Source organism: Gilliamella sp. wkB195 (assembly GCF_001690445.1).
GTDB lineage: Bacteria > Pseudomonadota > Gammaproteobacteria > Enterobacterales > Orbaceae > Gilliamella > Gilliamella apicola_E.
On the sequence record NZ_LZGP01000002.1, the window covers coordinates 23,997 to 40,329 of the forward strand.

15 protein-coding genes and 1 riboswitch are annotated in these 16,333 nt (G+C 34.1%); of the genes, 5 read left to right on the forward strand and 10 right to left on the reverse strand.

Annotated features, from left to right (window positions below):
* Nucleotides 1–193 precede the first annotated feature (193 nt).
* Nucleotides 194–313: riboswitch (molybdenum cofactor riboswitch) on the forward strand.
* The gene (gene moaA, locus A9G08_RS00300; RefSeq protein WP_065561767.1) at nt 306–1,280 is read left to right on the forward strand and encodes a GTP 3',8-cyclase MoaA; all 975 of its coding nucleotides are present in this window, start codon (nt 306–308) and stop codon (nt 1,278–1,280) included. (Overlaps the previous riboswitch by 8 nt.)
* Here the strand turns inward: moaA and gluQRS are convergent.
* The 3 genes from gluQRS to folK form a co-directional block, all read right to left on the reverse strand.
* On the reverse strand, nt 1,260–2,141 hold the full coding sequence (gene gluQRS / locus A9G08_RS00305) for a tRNA glutamyl-Q(34) synthetase GluQRS (RefSeq protein ID WP_065561768.1): 882 nt from the start codon (nt 2,139–2,141) through the stop codon (nt 1,260–1,262). The genes moaA and gluQRS overlap by 21 nt on opposite strands.
* A gap of 35 nt (nt 2,142–2,176) precedes the next feature.
* On the reverse strand, nt 2,177–2,632 hold the full coding sequence (gene dksA, locus A9G08_RS00310) for an RNA polymerase-binding protein DksA (RefSeq protein ID WP_065561769.1): 456 nt from the start codon (nt 2,630–2,632) through the stop codon (nt 2,177–2,179).
* Nucleotides 2,633–2,767: 135 nt separating this feature from the next.
* Nucleotides 2,768–3,253, reverse strand: coding sequence for a 2-amino-4-hydroxy-6-hydroxymethyldihydropteridine diphosphokinase (gene folK / locus A9G08_RS00315; RefSeq protein ID WP_065561770.1), 486 nt, complete (start codon nt 3,251–3,253; stop codon nt 2,768–2,770).
* A 186-nt stretch (nt 3,254–3,439) separates the two neighbouring features.
* Here folK and A9G08_RS00320 point away from each other — a divergent pair, with 186 nt between their 5' ends.
* On the forward strand, nt 3,440–4,798 hold the full coding sequence (locus tag A9G08_RS00320) for an MmgE/PrpD family protein (protein WP_065561771.1): 1,359 nt from the start codon (nt 3,440–3,442) through the stop codon (nt 4,796–4,798).
* Nucleotides 4,799–4,837: 39 nt separating this feature from the next.
* Here A9G08_RS00320 and A9G08_RS00325 read toward each other — a convergent pair whose 3' ends face one another.
* From A9G08_RS00325 to syd, 7 genes are all read right to left on the reverse strand, one after another.
* Nucleotides 4,838–5,590, reverse strand: coding sequence for an amino acid ABC transporter ATP-binding protein (locus tag A9G08_RS00325; RefSeq protein ID WP_065561772.1), 753 nt, complete (start codon nt 5,588–5,590; stop codon nt 4,838–4,840).
* A gap of 10 nt (nt 5,591–5,600) precedes the next feature.
* A complete protein-coding gene (locus A9G08_RS00330) occupies nt 5,601–6,272 on the reverse strand; it encodes an amino acid ABC transporter permease (RefSeq protein WP_065561773.1) in 672 nt (223 codons plus the stop codon).
* Complete coding sequence (locus tag A9G08_RS00335) at nt 6,269–7,045, reverse strand: amino acid ABC transporter substrate-binding protein (protein WP_141673889.1); 777 nt, start codon at nt 7,043–7,045, stop codon at nt 6,269–6,271. Before A9G08_RS00335 ends, A9G08_RS00330 begins: the two co-directional genes overlap by 4 nt.
* Nucleotides 7,045–7,566, reverse strand: a complete 522-nt coding sequence (locus A9G08_RS00340; RefSeq protein WP_065561774.1) for a GNAT family N-acetyltransferase — start codon at nt 7,564–7,566, stop codon at nt 7,045–7,047. The genes A9G08_RS00335 and A9G08_RS00340 overlap by 1 nt, the downstream gene beginning before the upstream one ends.
* Nucleotides 7,563–8,924, reverse strand: a complete 1,362-nt coding sequence (gene purB / locus A9G08_RS00345) for an adenylosuccinate lyase (RefSeq protein WP_065561775.1) — start codon at nt 8,922–8,924, stop codon at nt 7,563–7,565. The genes A9G08_RS00340 and purB overlap by 4 nt, the downstream gene beginning before the upstream one ends.
* Before the next feature lie 374 nt (nt 8,925–9,298).
* Nucleotides 9,299–10,474 carry an amino acid aminotransferase gene (locus A9G08_RS00350; protein WP_065561776.1) on the reverse strand — a complete coding sequence of 392 codons (1,176 nt, stop codon included), beginning with the start codon at nt 10,472–10,474 and terminating at the stop codon, nt 9,299–9,301.
* Nucleotides 10,475–10,603: 129 nt separating this feature from the next.
* Nucleotides 10,604–11,155, reverse strand: a complete 552-nt coding sequence (gene syd, locus A9G08_RS00355) for a SecY-interacting protein (protein ID WP_081299426.1) — start codon at nt 11,153–11,155, stop codon at nt 10,604–10,606.
* 694 nt (nt 11,156–11,849) lie between these two features.
* Between syd and rne the strand changes: the two genes are divergently transcribed.
* The 3 genes from rne (at nt 11,850) to A9G08_RS00370 (ending at nt 16,332) form a co-directional block, all read left to right on the forward strand.
* On the forward strand, nt 11,850–14,486 hold the full coding sequence (rne, locus tag A9G08_RS00360) for a ribonuclease E (protein ID WP_065561778.1): 2,637 nt from the start codon (nt 11,850–11,852) through the stop codon (nt 14,484–14,486).
* Between the two features lie 63 nt (nt 14,487–14,549).
* A complete protein-coding gene (locus tag A9G08_RS00365) occupies nt 14,550–15,479 on the forward strand; it encodes an ABC transporter permease subunit (protein WP_065561779.1) in 930 nt (309 codons plus the stop codon).
* Complete coding sequence (locus tag A9G08_RS00370; RefSeq protein ID WP_065561780.1) at nt 15,472–16,332, forward strand: ABC transporter permease subunit; 861 nt, start codon at nt 15,472–15,474, stop codon at nt 16,330–16,332. The genes A9G08_RS00365 and A9G08_RS00370 overlap by 8 nt, the downstream gene beginning before the upstream one ends.
* Nucleotide 16,333: the final 1 nt, after the last annotated feature.

Consider the following 16,333-nt stretch of genomic DNA (forward strand, 5'->3'; position numbering starts at 1 on the left):
TTTATAGGAGTTGTCAGTAAGTTAAAGAAGAGAGAAAAGGGCGACCGAACGCTTTTATTAATCTTGTCGAAGGGCAACTTACTTAATTACATCACGGTTATTTATACTTAAAAGAAAAATGATGAAATTGAATCATCTAATCAATTATCGAATAGTGATAATTGTCCGTAGTCAATAAATAGTGTCTATGCTAGACTTAAACAAACTCTGAAGCTTTTTCACCTAAGTGAGTTTCATATGGTGGACTAGCCGCGGTATAGCACAGAAATGGCTATGCTTCCCGATTTGGATAAGGTGTTTGTGATATGCAATTAATGGATAATTTTCAGCGTCGATTTCAATATCTACGCTTGTCGATTACCGAGCAGTGTAATTTTCAGTGCCAATACTGTTTACCTAATGGTTATCGAACTAATAAAGATCATCGCTTTTTATCGTTAAATGAAATTGACAATGTTGTGTCAACGTTTACTGAACTTGGTGTACATAAAATTCGGTTAACGGGCGGTGAACCGACTTTGCGTCGAGACTTTATAGATATTTTGTCAATAATTTCTGCTTATCCCAGCATCAAACAACTCGCTATCACAACCAATGGTTCACGGTTATTAAAAAATGTGCATTATTGGCAACAAGCAGGACTTAATGCTATTAATATTAGTATTGATAGTTTTTCTCCTTACATTTTTAAACAAATAACAGGCCAAGATAAATTACGTGAGCTGATTCAAGGCGTTGAAAAATCATTAGAAGTAGGTATTAGGAAAGTTAAAATTAATACCGTTTTGATGAAAAATATGAACGACCATCTGGCTGATTATTTAACTTGGATTAAAGATCGTTCAGTTGAGTTACGTTTTATAGAATTGATGGAAACAACAGAAAGCCGTGAATTATTTAATCGTTATCATTTAGCTGGTCATGTGATGGAATCACAACTTATTGAACAAGGTTGGCAATTACAGTCAAAAGAGGCGTTCTCTGGACCAGCTAAAGTTTATGCGCATAGTGATTATCAAGGTAAGATTGGTCTGATTATGCCGTATTCAAAGGATTTTTGTAAAAGTTGCAATCGATTACGTGTCTCGTCGATCGGTAAATTACATTATTGCTTGTTTGGTGATGCAGCGGTTGATTTGAGGGATTTGCTACAAAGCTCTGAACAAAAAGCGCAACTTAAAGCTAGAATTTTATCTTCACTATTAATAAAACCTGAAAAACATTCATTACATACCCACCATTTAGGTATCACACCTAATTTATCTTATATTGGTGGTTAACATACAGTCTTGTTTGGGAATATGATTAATGTCCCAGTGCGATATCGCCCAATCTAATAAATCTTTCTGTGTGGCATCTTGCCAATTTTCGGGTATTTGTTGACCTAAAAATTGTAAGGCTTGCACCGTTAATAATTTGTTTTTTTTTATTTCAATTGGAGAGGCATGATTTTGCTTCGAGAGTTTATTTCCATGACTATCTAGAGCTAAGGGTAAGTGGCAGTAATTTGGGACTGTATAATTAAATAATTGATAAAGTGAAATCTGTTTAGCGGTCACAGGTAATAGATCTGCTCCACGCACAATTTCGGTTATTCCTTGATAATTATCATCTAATACAACAACGAGATTATAAGCAAATAATCCATCTTTTCGATGAATAATAAAATCTTCTAGTGCATTAATATGATCAATGCTTTGTTGACCTCGAATTTTATCATCAAAAGCGAAAATCGGATGATTTTGCTTTAAACGAATAGCAACGTTATTTAATGCTAAATGTCGCTCACGACAAAATCCATCATAAATATTGTTTTTAAGGCTATGGATCCGTTGTCTGGTACAATCACAATAGTAAGCTTTTTGCTCAGAAATTAATGATGCTAACACTGATCGATAACGTTCACTACAGTTAGACTGATATAAAACTTGATCATCCCAATAAAGATTAAAAGCTTCTAGTGTTTTTAATATTAAAGATGATGCACCTTTGACCCCCCTTGGGGGATCAATATCTTCAATACGAACAAGCCATTTACCATTGCTGGCCTTGGCTTGTAAGTAGCTACCGAGAGCTGTCACCAACGAACCAAAATGTAATGGTCCAGAAGGTGACGGAGCAAAACGACCAATATATTGCATGGGCGTATAGGATAGAAAGAATAGTTAAATGAGAATCACATACCCATTTGTTTTTCACGAAGTTCAGCTAATGTTTTACAATCGATACATAAATCAGCGGTAGGTCTTGCTTCTAAACGACGGATACCAATTTCAACACCACATGATTCACAATAGCCAAAATCATCGGTTTCAATTTTCTTTAATGTTTTTTCAATTTTTTTGATAAGTTTGCGTTCTCTATCACGCGCTCTTAGTTCTAAACTGAACTCTTCTTCTTGAGTTGCGCGGTCAGCTGGATCTGGGAAATTAGCAGCCTCATCTTGCATATGAGAGACAGTTTTACCCATTTCACCTTGTAATTGTGAAAGCCACGCTTCTAAGATTAGTTTAAAATGTTTCAATTGCTTAGGATTCATATACTCCTCACCTTTTGCCTCTTTATAAGGCTCAAGCCCAGCAATTGATAGCAGACTAAGAGAAGATGTATTTACTTTTTGTTCCTTTTTCACAGCAATCCCCTTAAATACACATTATTTTCAAGCGCTAAACTATAGCAATAAATTAGCCTTTGGCAAATTTTTTTTACTATTTTTTTTGTGCTAAAAGTGCAGAATATTACAACTATATGTTATTAATAAGATTAATTATTCATCCCATTTTTTTAAATTATTCAAAGGACATTTTTTAATTAAATCAAACAGCTTATCGTTATCAGGTAAGATGAGTTCTGGTGAAATATCAAATAAAGGATAGAGTACAAATTCTCTATTTTTCATATGATAATGAGGAATTGTTAGTCTATCGTTGTCTATTATTAAGTCATCGTATAATAATATATCTAAGTCTAATGTCCTTGCTCCCCATCGATTATCTTTGCGTACCCGACCTTGTGATTTTTCTATTGCTTGTAGTTCATCTAATAAAGCTATAGGTTTAAGTGAGGTGGTTAACTTTATAACTGCATTGAGGTAATCATTTTGATCTTGTGGACCGAGCGGTTTACTGCGATAAAATGGTGAAATGTCAGTAACTACGGTATTGGGTAATTGTTTTAGGGCTGCAATAGCTTGATTAGCTTGAGCTAATGGATCGTTAAGATTACTGCCTAAGGCAATATAACATATTGACATAATTGGATGTATTTTTTCGTGATGTTTAAGCGTAGAGATATTTTAGCACATATAAAGTGTTATCAAGCTAGATTGCTAAATAATGATTATTTCTAGTTATTAAGATATAGCGATATAATCTTTTAAAAGCATATTTAGTATCCACTATTTGCTCAATATTTATTGAGATTTGTATGAGAGTTTATAATGAATCTAGGTCAACAATTGAGTTTGTTAATAATAAATACACCAATTATTGAGCAACAATCAGTCCTTGAATGTGCAATTAATGGTGTTATTGATTATTTTGCGAGTAGCTTACAGGCATCTAATGAAACTAATGTTCAGAAATTACTGGCATGGATAAATGATGAAGGTGGCAACAATCGAGCTTGGCTAATTGGTCAAAAAAAGTTAGCAACTAGCCGGCAAGCAGCATTATTTAATGGTTTTCAAGCACATTGTTTAGATTATGATGATGTACATATTGATGTACGTGGTCATCCATCAGCGGTTATCTTATCAGCCTTATTTTCTAGTATCCGCTTAGATGATTCATTAACGCGTTTAGATGGTCGTCGTTTTTTAACTGCCTATGTAATAGGTATTGAAGTTATGGCCTTATTGGGACGATGTGTCAATCCTGAACATTATGAAAAAGGTTGGCATACAACAATCACTTTAGGTGGTATTGCCGCAACAGCTGCTATTTGTTATTTATATGATGAACCATTTCTTGCTCAAGCATTAACTTTAGCTGCGACGCAAGCGTCAGGTCTGCGATTAGTGATGGGGACACCAATAAAATTTTTGCATGCGGGATTGGCTGCACAACATGCTATACAATCGGTTGAATGGTTAAGAGCTGGGATTTCAGCAGATAAGGATTTTCTTGATGATAACCTCGGTTTTTTATCAATATATGGACAAGGCAATGATAATTTAGATTTAACTATCTGGGCTAAGCCATGGAAGATTGTTGAACCAGGGTTATGGTTTAAGACTTATTCATATTGTTCTGCCGCTTCATATATTGCTGATGCGGGTAAGTTAATTTATAAGCATCCTAAGTTTAATGTAGATAATATTGATTATATCACTCTTTTCTTTGCACCAATTAATAGTGATGCAGCACTGATCTATAAAAAGCCATTATTAGCTGAGCAAGGACGTTTTTCAGCAGAATATATTTTGGCATTGATTTTACTTGGTATACCTATCGATTTTGAACAATTTGCTTCAAAGCCAATAGCTGACAATATCCAACAATTAATGCAAAAAATGCAGCGTAGTTATGATATACAATTACCCCCTCATCCTGATGCATATAATAAGCGCTATGTCGTGATTGAAATAGTATTAAATGATGGACAAAAAATTAGCCAACGAATAGATATTCCTAAAGGATCACCGAAAAATCCTTATAGCCAACAAGAATTTGCCGCTAAGTTATTTGGAGCATTGCAAAATGAAATTAAAGCACAACAATTATTGTCCGATATCTATGCTCTTGCCAATGGTATGGATATTAAACAATTACTCATATCGCATTGGAAAATACTTTGATATCTGCTATAACTAGTTAATTATTTTATAAATATAAACTTAAATTTCAAAGTCAATATCATCATTGAGTTGCCGTAAAAAGCGTTGAGTTAACTCGTGTTGTGGGTTATCAATTAATGATTTTGCTGGTCCTTCCTCAACAATAACACCATTAGCCATAAAGATGATGCGGTCGGCCACATACTTTGCAAACTCCATTTCATGGGTTACGATTAGCATCGTTATCTTTTCTTTGGCTAGTTTGAGCATCACTTGTAAAACTTCATGAACTCTCTCAGGATCTAACGCAGAGGTTGGTTCATCAAATAATAATACTTTTGGTCTTACTGCTAATGCCCTAGCAATTGCAACACGCTGTTGTTGTCCTCCCGATAACGTTATAGGATATTGATCAGCATAAGCTAACATTCCAACACGCTCTAACAATGATATTCCGTACTGTTGTGCCTCACTTTTCTTCATTTTCTGTGCAACAATTAATGGATAAGTAATGTTTTCTAAAGCTGTTTTATTTCTAAATAAATTGTAGTGTTGAAAAACCATTGCTGATTGTTTGCGTAAATTTGCCTCTTGCTTATGGTTGTAATGTTCACTATTGAGTATTACTTTATCAATACGAATCGTTCCTGTATTGGGTTTTTCAAGTAAATTAAGACAACGCAATAAGGTTGATTTTCCCGATCCGGATGGTCCAATAATGGCAACTACTTCACCTTCTTTGATATTAAGATTTATTTCTTTTAAAACTTCATTATTTCCAAATCGTTTTGATAAATGAGATACACTAATCATCATGCTCTCCTTAACGATGATATGGTTTAGTTAGTTTACGTTCTAACTGTTTTTGTAACCATGAATAGGCGACAACAGTTAGCCAGTAAACAATACCGACGGCTAAGTAAGTTTCAAAATAGAGAAAAGAATTAGCAGTTAGCATTTTTCCTGCTGCTAATAATTCTTGTACCCCGACAAAAAATGCTACAGAAGAGTCTTTGAGTAGTGAAATAAACATATTTCCCGCATTCGGTAAAGCATTAATCATCGCTTGAGGTAATATAATGCCTCGATAAACCTGAATTGTACTTAATCCTGAGGTTAATCCTGCTTCTTTTTGTCCAAGATCAACCGAAGTTAAGCCAGCACGAAATATCTCGGCTAAATAAGCTGAATATTTTAAACTAAAACAGATAATAGCTGCCGTGGTTGCGCCTACCTGTTTCATAATTGGAAATATTTGTGGTAGGCCATAATAAATAATAAACAGTAAAACGACAGATGGAATTCCACGAAATAAAGAAATAAACAGCGCCAAAAAAGAATCAATTACAATAATTCTATTGTTTCTAATCAAAGCAATAGCAAGCCCTAATATAGTGGCAAACACAAATGATGTAATGGCAATAAAAAGTGTAACTGGCAGATAAGGTAATATCTGCGGGAATACACTAAAGAAATAGTTTATATTAAAATTCATGAGGTAATATCTTCACCAAAATATTTAATTGAAAGATTTTTCAATGTTCCATTAACACGTAATTTTTCGATGGCTTGGTTAAATTTTTCTCGTAAAGCTTTACCTTTTTCATCCTTACTAAATGGGAAGGCAACTTGTTCAATAGTAATTGGCTCGCCCACTAATTTGAATGGTAGATTTTTTCGTTTAATTTCTGCCAATAAAATTGGTTTTGAATTGACATAACCATCGACTCTTTGAAATTCTGTATCATGCATTGCACCATCTCGAGTTTCATAGGTTTTGATCGTAATTTCGTTATTAGGAAAAGCTTTTTTAAGATTATTAATATGGTTTGAACCAAGTACCCCTGCAATAGTTTTACCATTAAAATCAGTTAACTGATTAATATTGTTATTATCTTTATGTGTAACAATTTGACTACCATAAAAACTATACGGCTGAGAAAAATCATATTTAGCTTGACGAGTTGGTGTAACTGCCACCGCATTTGCTACTGTATCTAAACGACCTGAGTCAAATTGGCCCATTAATCCACCAAATTCAGCAATTACCCATTCAACTTTAAAACCTAACTCATTGGCAATTGCTTCTGTGACTTCGACATCAAATCCAACTAACTTTCCATCTTGTTTATAACCATTTGGGTAACTTTGACCGGTTGAGCCTACTTTTATAATGTTTTGTTCCGCCGCCTGATTGTTTGATTGATTGTCACAACCACTCAGGGTAATTAATAAAATAGCAGAAAACCATGTTATTATTTTTTTCATTATTGATGACTCCTCTTTTTCCATTCGGAATAGTTTTTGTGAATTAATATTTTTTCAAAATAAAGGGTAGTGTGATCACTGGTTAAATTTACTTGCCCTATTTGTTGATATCCTTTTTTGCGATATATATTGGCTAACCATGGATGATTGGCTGCTGTACCTAAAGTTACGGCGGGGAGCTTAAGTTGGTTAATTAAAACTTCTTTTTCAACCCAATCCCATAAAGTATTACCATAGCCTTGTCCTTTATAAATTGGATCGGTTGCAAACCAGCCTAAATGCGGTAGTCCATAAGGTCCTGGGTTATTTCCCCAAGGAAAACGTATGCTTAAGGTTGATATTAAGTTATTGTCCTTTTCCATTATGTAAACGGCATTCGAATCAATATGATGAACTATTTCTTCAAGTTCGACAGTAGCTGCTGCAAAATGAATGCCTAGCTGTGACGTAGCTTGATATGCTCGGTGCAATAATTGTTGATATGCTGGAATATCGGAACAGCTGATTAAGCGAAAATTCATAATAATACTCCGCTTTGCTCCGCATATTTGATTACTTGGTCGACTTTTTGTGGTGCAGACCCCAGATAATTAATTGGATTTAACCAATTATCAAGTTCAGACTCGGTAAATTGTTCACTTAAACGTGGATCATCCAATAGGAGTGATTTAAATGGTCGGTTTTGTTCAAATGCTTGCATAGCATTTTCATAAATTAAATGGTGAGCAGTTTGTTTTCCTAATCGCTTGCCAATTTCGAACATTATTTTTTCTGATAACAGTAAGCCATTTTGTTTTTTTAAATTAGCTAACATTTGATCAGCATTGACTTTTAATCCTTTCAAAACAGCTAAAGCGGTTTGAAGTTGTGCTGAAATATAAAGATTAATTTCTGGCAGGGCAATCCATTCAGCTCGCCAGCTCATGGCATCACGTTCATGTTCAACTTTCATTGATTCATGAATAAGTGCCACACTTTTTAATAAAGGAGCGGTAAGACTAGCTAAACCTTCTAAGGCTGCTGGATTACGCTTATGTGGCATGGTAGTCGAACCAATTTTACCATCAGAAAATGGTTCTTCCACTTCATTAATTTCCGTTCGCATAAGGTTGTAAAATTCGTTACCAATTTTGCCAAGCGAACCGCTAATAAGAGCAATAACTGATGCGTATTCAGAAAAACGATCTCGTGCAGATTGCCAACCAATATTGGGTGTATTTAGTCCAAGTGAAGTTAATGCACGATTTTCCACTTGTGGACCTAATTCACCCATTGATGCATAAGTACAAATAGCTCCGCTAATATTGCCGACTAAAACTCTTTGTTTTATTTCAGATAAACGTTGTAAATGACGAACAAACTCGTCTAACCAAACCGCTAATTTAAAACCAAATGTCGTCGGTAATGCTTGCATACCATGGGTGCGACCTACCATGGGTAAATATTGATATTGTTTAGCCAACCGTTTTAATTGATGCGCAATTAATTTGGTATCCCGTTCAATTATATCAAATGACTGTTGTATCTGGAGAACAGTTGCGGTATCGACAATATCTTGGGTGGTTGCTCCATAATGAATGTATTGACCAGCATCACCTACTTGTTTTTGTAATGCGTTGATTGTTGACATCAGTGAATGTTTCGCTTTGGCTGCTTCTTGAGCAAGTTGTTCAAGTGATAATTTTGATGCATCAGCTTTGGCAATAATTGCATCAGCAACGTCAGCAGGAATTACACCTAATTCACCTTGAGCTTTTGCTAAAGCTACTTCTACTTTTACTTGCTTTTCTAAGCGATTTTGTTCAGACCATATTTGGCGCATTTCGCTAGTGCCAAAATTATTGCCTAAAATTAAAAAATCTAAAATATGTGATGCCACAAACCGTCCTCAATGAAAATTCAATAAATTGATAGCAATTATTATTAATTATTGATTTAACGTCTAATAGCTAGTTTTCCTAAATATATAACTAAAAGGAATAATAAAATAAATGATGCATTTTTTAACTGGTTAAAAAGATTATTATTAAGCAGAAAATTTTGAGGAGAGGGGTTTTTAAGATTGAAAAAAAGCAGGTTATTTACTCATACTCAAAACCTTAATAAGGGATATCAAATCATGACAAAACATAATATTAATTGAGGTTATCAAAGTGTTATTATTGTTAATATATTGAATACATTGGTGGTTAAAATCTAAATTAACGGCCAATGTATTCGACTTTTACTAGAAAATTTTATTAATCTTGAATGTTATAAAACCTCGACAATTGATTCACAAAGTCTAGACATATTATCGATAGTCATTCCCGCAACATTAATACGACCTGAATTGACCATATAGATGCCATACTCATCACGCAATTTTATTACTTGTTCTTCACTTAATCCACTAAATGAAAACATCCCATTTTGTTTAGCAATAAAGCTGAAGTCTTGGTTGGCACTTTTATCTTGTAGTGTTTTTACAAATAACTGTCGCATACGATGAATGCGTTGGCGCATACTGGTTAATTCATCAAGCCATTCTTCTTTTAGTTCATCATTATTTAAAATATAAGAGACAATTTTAGCTCCATGTGCGGGTGGATTAGAGTAATTGGCTCTAATAATAGTTTTTACTTGACTAAATGCTCGATCGGCAATTTCGCTATCAGCAGCAATTAAAGTAAATGCCCCAACACGTTCATTATAAAGTCCAAAGTTTTTTGAGTAAGAACTAGCAATTAGGAGTTCTGGTTGGTTATTGGCAAATAGTCTAAGTCCATATACATCTTCTTCTATTCCTTGTCCAAATCCTTGATAAGCTAAGTCGAATAGCGGTAACCAACCATTTTTTAACGCTAATTCCGAAATAGCTTGCCATTGTTCAGGCGTTGGATCGATACCAGTTGGGTTGTGGCAGCAGCCATGAAATAGCACAGCCTCACCAGCGACAACTTGGCTTAAATCAGTCATTAAACCATCAAAATCTAGGTCTCGCGTTAGAGGATTGTAGTAACGGTATTCACGAACTTCTAAGCCCGCGGTTTGGAATACGCTACGATGATTAGGCCAAGATGGATTACTTATCCATACTCGTTTTACTTTGGTGCGTCGAGATAAAAAATCAGCCATAATTCGTAATGCACCAGTGCCTCCAGGTGCTTGAGCTGTTCTAGCTCGTTGATTTTCACTACCAAATAGTAGAATTTGGGTAGCATTATTAAATGAGTTAAGACCATCAATTGGTAAATAACTTTTTGTGATTTCATCATTTAAAATCAGATGCTCAGCTTTTTTTACACTTTCTAAAATAGGTGTTTTAGTCGTCTCGTCTTTATAAACACCAACACTTAAATTGATTTTGTTAGTGCGTTCGTCCTTGTTATAAAGATCCGCTAAACCTAAAATGGGATCTGCAGGCGCTGCTAATAAATATTCAAACATAATATACCTATTTCTATTTTTGAGCTTCAATGCATTATATACACATTGTTTGGCGAGTTACAATTTCGTTAACAATCAGGCTTCGAAGCAATATTTTTTACCGCTATGGGTGCTTTCAAACGCAAATTGTTAACTTTTAATTTCAAGTTTTTCAAGAAATGACTTTAAATCAGGCGCTAATGTGATTAATTGTCCTGTTATTAAATCCTCTTTAACAATTTCACCTGTTAAATTATTTATTGCAATAATTTCGGTATCTTTATTCGTTGAACCGATAAAAATGGTCGGGTAACGTTTTAATTTTTTAAGCTGTGATAAATGCGCAATTAAATTTTGCTCTAAATTAGAGAAGTCGTCATCACTCCATGGTTGAAGTAAAATTAAATCAATATCGTCAAACTTTGCAGCCATATTAGCCGCATATTGTGTGCCATAATAAATATGAGCGCTTTGATGTATTTGTATATTAATTACTTGTTCAACGATGGTTAAATTTCTTGGCGGAATAAGTGAATAAGGTTGCCAATAAACAGTAAGATTTTCGGTTTTTATAATACAAGGAGACGGTAATGAATGTAACTCTTCACTTTTGGGTGCACCATCAAATTGAGCAATCCAACGATGGGTAAAATCAATTAAGGCAATTTTTTCAGGTAATTCCATAGATAAATATTCGTTCATTTTGTAAGCAAATCTAAATTATATTATACGGATAAAATTGGGATATGCACCTGTGTTAATGTTAGGTTTGTAAATTACTAAAATAGGTCATAAAACCATCAGTAATAATGGAGAAAATTTAGACAAAATCAAATTTAGAAAACTAGCGACTAATACTGCATTTTATTATACTTTTAGCCTATTTTATTGCGCGCTCAAAATTAATACTTAATTGTTTATAAAATAATCACTTTAATTTACTTGCTATCCTCTGCTGAAACGTGAATAATAGACAAGGATAATTTATCCTTGTAATGCAGCAATGGCGTTAGACATTACAGAAAATAAAATAGCGTAAGTAGAATTATTATAATTAATTAATATGTTTATTTTAAACAATCATATAAAGATTTAGTGGTTTGTTAAATTGTAGAAATTTGCAAACTCATCATTGAAATAATATCAATAATTGTATGTTTAGTGGTGTTCAAAAAGTATATAAGTGTTTTGAATGTAATATTACCTCTAAAAATGTATTGATGTTGTATATACGGATTTCACATAAAATAATAACAAAAATAACATAAATAAAATAATGAAATACTGTATACAAAATATTAAGTTAAGTACTATTGTTTATCATTGTTAAAATAAGCATTTATTAATAATAAGATTCTACCTACAGTTAATTTAGATTAATGAAGAGTGTAGAATAATGAAAAGAATGCTAATCAATGCAACCCAGCAAGAAGAGCTGCGAGTTGCCCTTGTTGATGGCCAACGCTTGTATGATTTAGATATCGAAAGCCTTGGTCACGAACAAAAAAAAGCCAATATTTATAAAGGCAAAATCACTAAAATCAACCCTAGTTTAGAAGCCGCTTTTGTTTCATATGGTGGTGAGCGAGATGGTTTTTTACCATTAAAAGAGATCGCAGAAAGCTATTTCCCTTCAAATATTTCTGGTCGCCGTAGTATTAAACATCTGCAAGAAGGCCAAGAAGTCCTTATCCAAATTGAAAAAGAGATTCGTGGTAAAAAAGGTGCTGCTTTAACGACTTATATCAGTTTAGCCGGTAGCTATTTAGTATTAATGCCAAATGACCCAAGAGCAGGTGGGGTTTCGCGCCGTATTGAGGGAGAAGAGCGTGCAGATCTAAAAAGAGTTATCGATGCACTAGAAAAACCAAAGGGCATGGGTGTAATAGCTAGAACAGCGGGTGTGGGTAAAAGCCAAGAAGAGTTACAACAGGATTTAAATGCGTTAGTTAATTATTGGACAGCGATTCAAAATGAGTCAAAAAATCATCCAGCACCAAGCTTAATTCATAAAGAAAGTGATATTATTACTCGAGCATTTCGTGATTATTTACGTGATGATGTGGGTGATATTCTTATTGATAATCCAAAAGTACTGGAAATTGCCAAAAAACGATTAGCTGATTTAGGCCGAGTTGAATATGTTAGTCGTCTTAAACTTTATGAAGGTGATGTACCATTATTTAATCATTTCCAGATCGAAGGTCAGATTGAATCGGCATTCCAACGGGAAGTTCGCTTACCATCTGGTGGTTCGATTGTTATTGATGCAACAGAAGCATTAACTGCGATCGATATTAACTCTGCTAAATCTATTCGTGGTAGCGATATTGAAGAGACTGCATTTAATACTAATCTTGAAGCGGCAGAAGAGATTGCTCGCCAATTACGATTACGTGATTTAGGTGGCTTGATTGTTATCGACTTTATTGATATGACGCCAATTCGTAATCAACGCGAAGTGGAAAATCGCTTAAAAGAAGCGATGAAAACAGATCGAGCAAGAATTCAAACCACCCGTATTTCCCGTTTTGGTTTGCTTGAAATGTCTCGTCAACGTTTAAGCCCATCTCTACGTGAAGCAACTCATCATATATGTCCTCGTTGTCAAGGAACTGGTACAGTTCGTGATAATAATTCATTATCGCTTTCAATTCTTCGCTTAATTCAAGAAGAGGCGATGAAAGATAATACGGTTCAAATTGATGTGATTGTGCCAGTACCAATTGCTAGCTATTTGCTTAACGAAAAGCGTCGTGCGATTAATAATATCGAAAGAATGCATCCGGATGTTAAAATCGTCATTGCTGGCGATGAAGAAATGGAAACACCACTTTATAAAGTGATTCGTAAACGTACTGGTGAAGAGACAGATGTATTAAGCTACAATTTACCTAAACTAATCCGTGAGCTTGAAGAGGAAGAAGAAGATCAAGTCGCTGAATTAGTGGTAGAGCAAGCTGTATTATCAGGTCCTAAAGTAGAAGCGAGTAAAGCATCTAAAGCGAAAAGTGAACCGAAAAAAGTTGAAAAATCTAGTGGTTTATTTGGTGGTTTATTTAAGAAAATTCGTCAGTTATTTGTTCCCGAAAAGGTAGAACCTAAACCAGAAGTTAAGCCTCAATCAAATAAAAAACGAGATAATCAACGCTCAAACAATCGACGTCAGCGTAATAATCGTAACAATTCAGCGGCAAATAATAATGTTGCAACTGATGAAGTTAAAGAGACAACTCGCTCTAATCGTCGTACAAAACAAAATAATAATTCATCTAATGCTGCGAATAATATAAAAGCTGATAAAGTCGTTAATGAGGCGGCACAACCACCTAAGCAAAAAGAAGCGAAACCAAGACGTCAACAGCGTGCATTAACGAAGAGTGTTCGTGTTAAAAATAGTGATGTACCTGCTCAAGCTGAAAAAGTGTGTATCCCTACTTTATTATTGCCGGTTATTGTTCCTGAAACAGGCGATAATGCTGTAACTAACGATTCACAACCGAAGCGTCAACGAAGAACATCTCGTCATTTGCGTATGAATACACCACGGACTAAACGACGCGGTAAAAATAGCGAATTAAAACAGTCTGCAATGCCATTGCAATTTGCTGCTGCGTCATTAGAGCTTGCATTAGGCCGTGTATCGGTTGATTATAGTCAAGTTAGTCATGATGAATCGTGTAATGCTGTTCCAGTGATCCCTTCACTTTTATTACCAATCGTAATTAAAGATGATGTAGACATCGCTAAAAACGTAGTTGCTAGTGAATCTCAATCAAATATCACAACTCAAACAAATATTGAGAAATCACCTACAACTCAGATAACAACAGAATCTACAGCAGATCCAGTAGCGGGTTATTCATCATCAATAATGACTAAGGCTCCAGCTCCGGACTATGTGGAATCTGATAGTGGAATAAAAACACGAGAAGAGTTGGATTATCGTTATGACGGTAAAGGTAATGCTGGTGGATTAAGTGCTCAAGATCATGCTTATGCCGCAGCAAGTAAACCGGTCATACCTGAATAGCAGATAACTAAAACAACAGTGATGGATATCACTGTTGTTTTTAACTCATAATAAAGATAAACAATGATTATCTATATTTTAAAAAAAATAGTGACGTTTTCATTTATTATCTGCGTACTTGCTCAGATCAGCTTTTGTCTGGTCTATTTTGATCCTCAATCTATTTTTAGTGATTTAACTTTTGTTGATGCCTATAGTGCTTTTTTTAAACAATTACTACAAGGTCAATTTAGGTTAGCATCAGGTGAAACTTTACCATTTTTAGATACCTTATTAACAACGTTTGAACTTTGTATTTTAGCATTGCTTGTAGCTTTATTTATTGGATTACCTTTGGGTATTTTTCTAGGTTTAAGTAATATAAATTGGTTGAATACTACCATTCGTTTAGGCTGTTTAATCTTTTATTCTTGCCCGATTGTTATGCTCGCAACAATTGTAATGTTTTATCTTTCCTCGACAATGCCGATTTCAATGAACTTTGATATCGCACCATCAGTAATCGGTAGTTCTTTGCTAGATATTTTAATTTCATCAAGGCCAGATAAATTCACTGCAATGTTAGATCAGCTTCACTATTTACTTTTGCCAACAATTATTTTAGCTATTCAACCAAGTATTATGACCATTCAACTAGTTAGTGAAAATGTCAAAAATACTTCAAGACAAAATTATATTAAAATGGCAATTATCCGGGAACGTTCACCGTTTAAAGTGTTACGTCGACATTTATTACCAAATTCAATTCCGGCAACAATTCCACAATTGACATATAACACCACGACTTTATTATTTTTAACTATGGTTATTGAAATTTTATTCAATCGAGTTGGTTTAGGCCAATGGGTGATGATGGCTTATCGTAACCATAATTATTTTATTATTGCGATAGCAATTCTTGCGTGTGGAACAGTAATTAGTTTATTGACTTTATTAGGTGAGATAACAGCTATCGCTATTTATCCATTACGTCATAAGGAACATTATGTCTAGGATAATTTTGTTAGGTAAGCGAATAAATTCATGTTTCCAAAGACTTCATAGCAATTTATACCTGATCATAAGTTTTTATGGGGTTTTAGCAATTGCTTTTATTGCATTATCAACCAAATGGCTTTTTCATGCTCACTTGAACCCTATCTATGCAACTTCATTGCCTCCTGCTTGGTGGCCTAATGGAGATATTAATCACATATTAGGAACAACTGATCAAGGGCAAGATATTTTTGATTACTTATTAATTGGTTATCGATCAACCATTTCAATGACTTTAAAAGCGGTTTTTTATGTCATCATAATTGGTGGAGTGATTAACTATTTAATGTTTTTTGTTTCATTTATTAGGCCTTTTATTTTATTTATTTTTAGATTTTTTATGGTCGTTCCGCCATTACTTGGTGTAATTGTTATTAGCTTGTTATTGGAAGATGATATTACCAATATTTTAATTGTGATTGGTTTATCCTATTCACCGCGCTTCATTTATAATATCCATCAACGTGTTATTAAGGAATGGAATAAAACCTATATTACTGCGTATCGACTCGATGGATTATCCTCATTTTCTATCTTAAATCATTATATTATCCCTAATATTTTACCCGTTTATTTGGCTGAAATTGTTTCATTATTTGGTTCAGTTATTTTAGCGATAACAACACTTACCTTTTTGGGTTTTGCTAATGATTTTTCTCGGCCAGATTTAGGCATGATGATGTTTAAGATGAAAGATATGATGGATGTTAATTTGCTTGCTTTTTTAGCTCCGGGTATTGCTGTGTCTACTACAATTACTTTGGTTTATTTATTCAATTTTGGATTATTTGGCCAGCGAGTAGGACATTAAT

Coding starts and splice junctions, on each gene's coding strand:
- moaA (WP_065561767.1), top strand. CDS start 306: ATGCAATTAATGGATAATTTTCAGCGTCGATTTCAATATCTACGCTTG.
- gluQRS (WP_065561768.1), bottom strand. CDS start 2,141: ATGCAATATATTGGTCGTTTTGCTCCGTCACCTTCTGGACCATTACAT.
- folK (WP_065561770.1), bottom strand. CDS start 3,253: ATGTCAATATGTTATATTGCCTTAGGCAGTAATCTTAACGATCCATTA.
- A9G08_RS00320 (WP_065561771.1), top strand. CDS start 3,440: ATGAATCTAGGTCAACAATTGAGTTTGTTAATAATAAATACACCAATT.
- A9G08_RS00325 (WP_065561772.1), bottom strand. CDS start 5,590: ATGATTAGTGTATCTCATTTATCAAAACGATTTGGAAATAATGAAGTT.
- A9G08_RS00330 (WP_065561773.1), bottom strand. CDS start 6,272: ATGAATTTTAATATAAACTATTTCTTTAGTGTATTCCCGCAGATATTA.
- A9G08_RS00335 (WP_141673889.1), bottom strand. CDS start 7,045: ATGAAAAAAATAATAACATGGTTTTCTGCTATTTTATTAATTACCCTG.
- A9G08_RS00340 (WP_065561774.1), bottom strand. CDS start 7,566: ATGAATTTTCGCTTAATCAGCTGTTCCGATATTCCAGCATATCAACAA.
- A9G08_RS00350 (WP_065561776.1), bottom strand. CDS start 10,474: ATGTTTGAATATTTATTAGCAGCGCCTGCAGATCCCATTTTAGGTTTA.
- syd (WP_081299426.1), bottom strand. CDS start 11,155: ATGAACGAATATTTATCTATGGAATTACCTGAAAAAATTGCCTTAATT.
- rne (WP_065561778.1), top strand. CDS start 11,850: ATGAAAAGAATGCTAATCAATGCAACCCAGCAAGAAGAGCTGCGAGTT.
- A9G08_RS00365 (WP_065561779.1), top strand. CDS start 14,550: ATGATTATCTATATTTTAAAAAAAATAGTGACGTTTTCATTTATTATC.
- A9G08_RS00370 (WP_065561780.1), top strand. CDS start 15,472: ATGTCTAGGATAATTTTGTTAGGTAAGCGAATAAATTCATGTTTCCAA.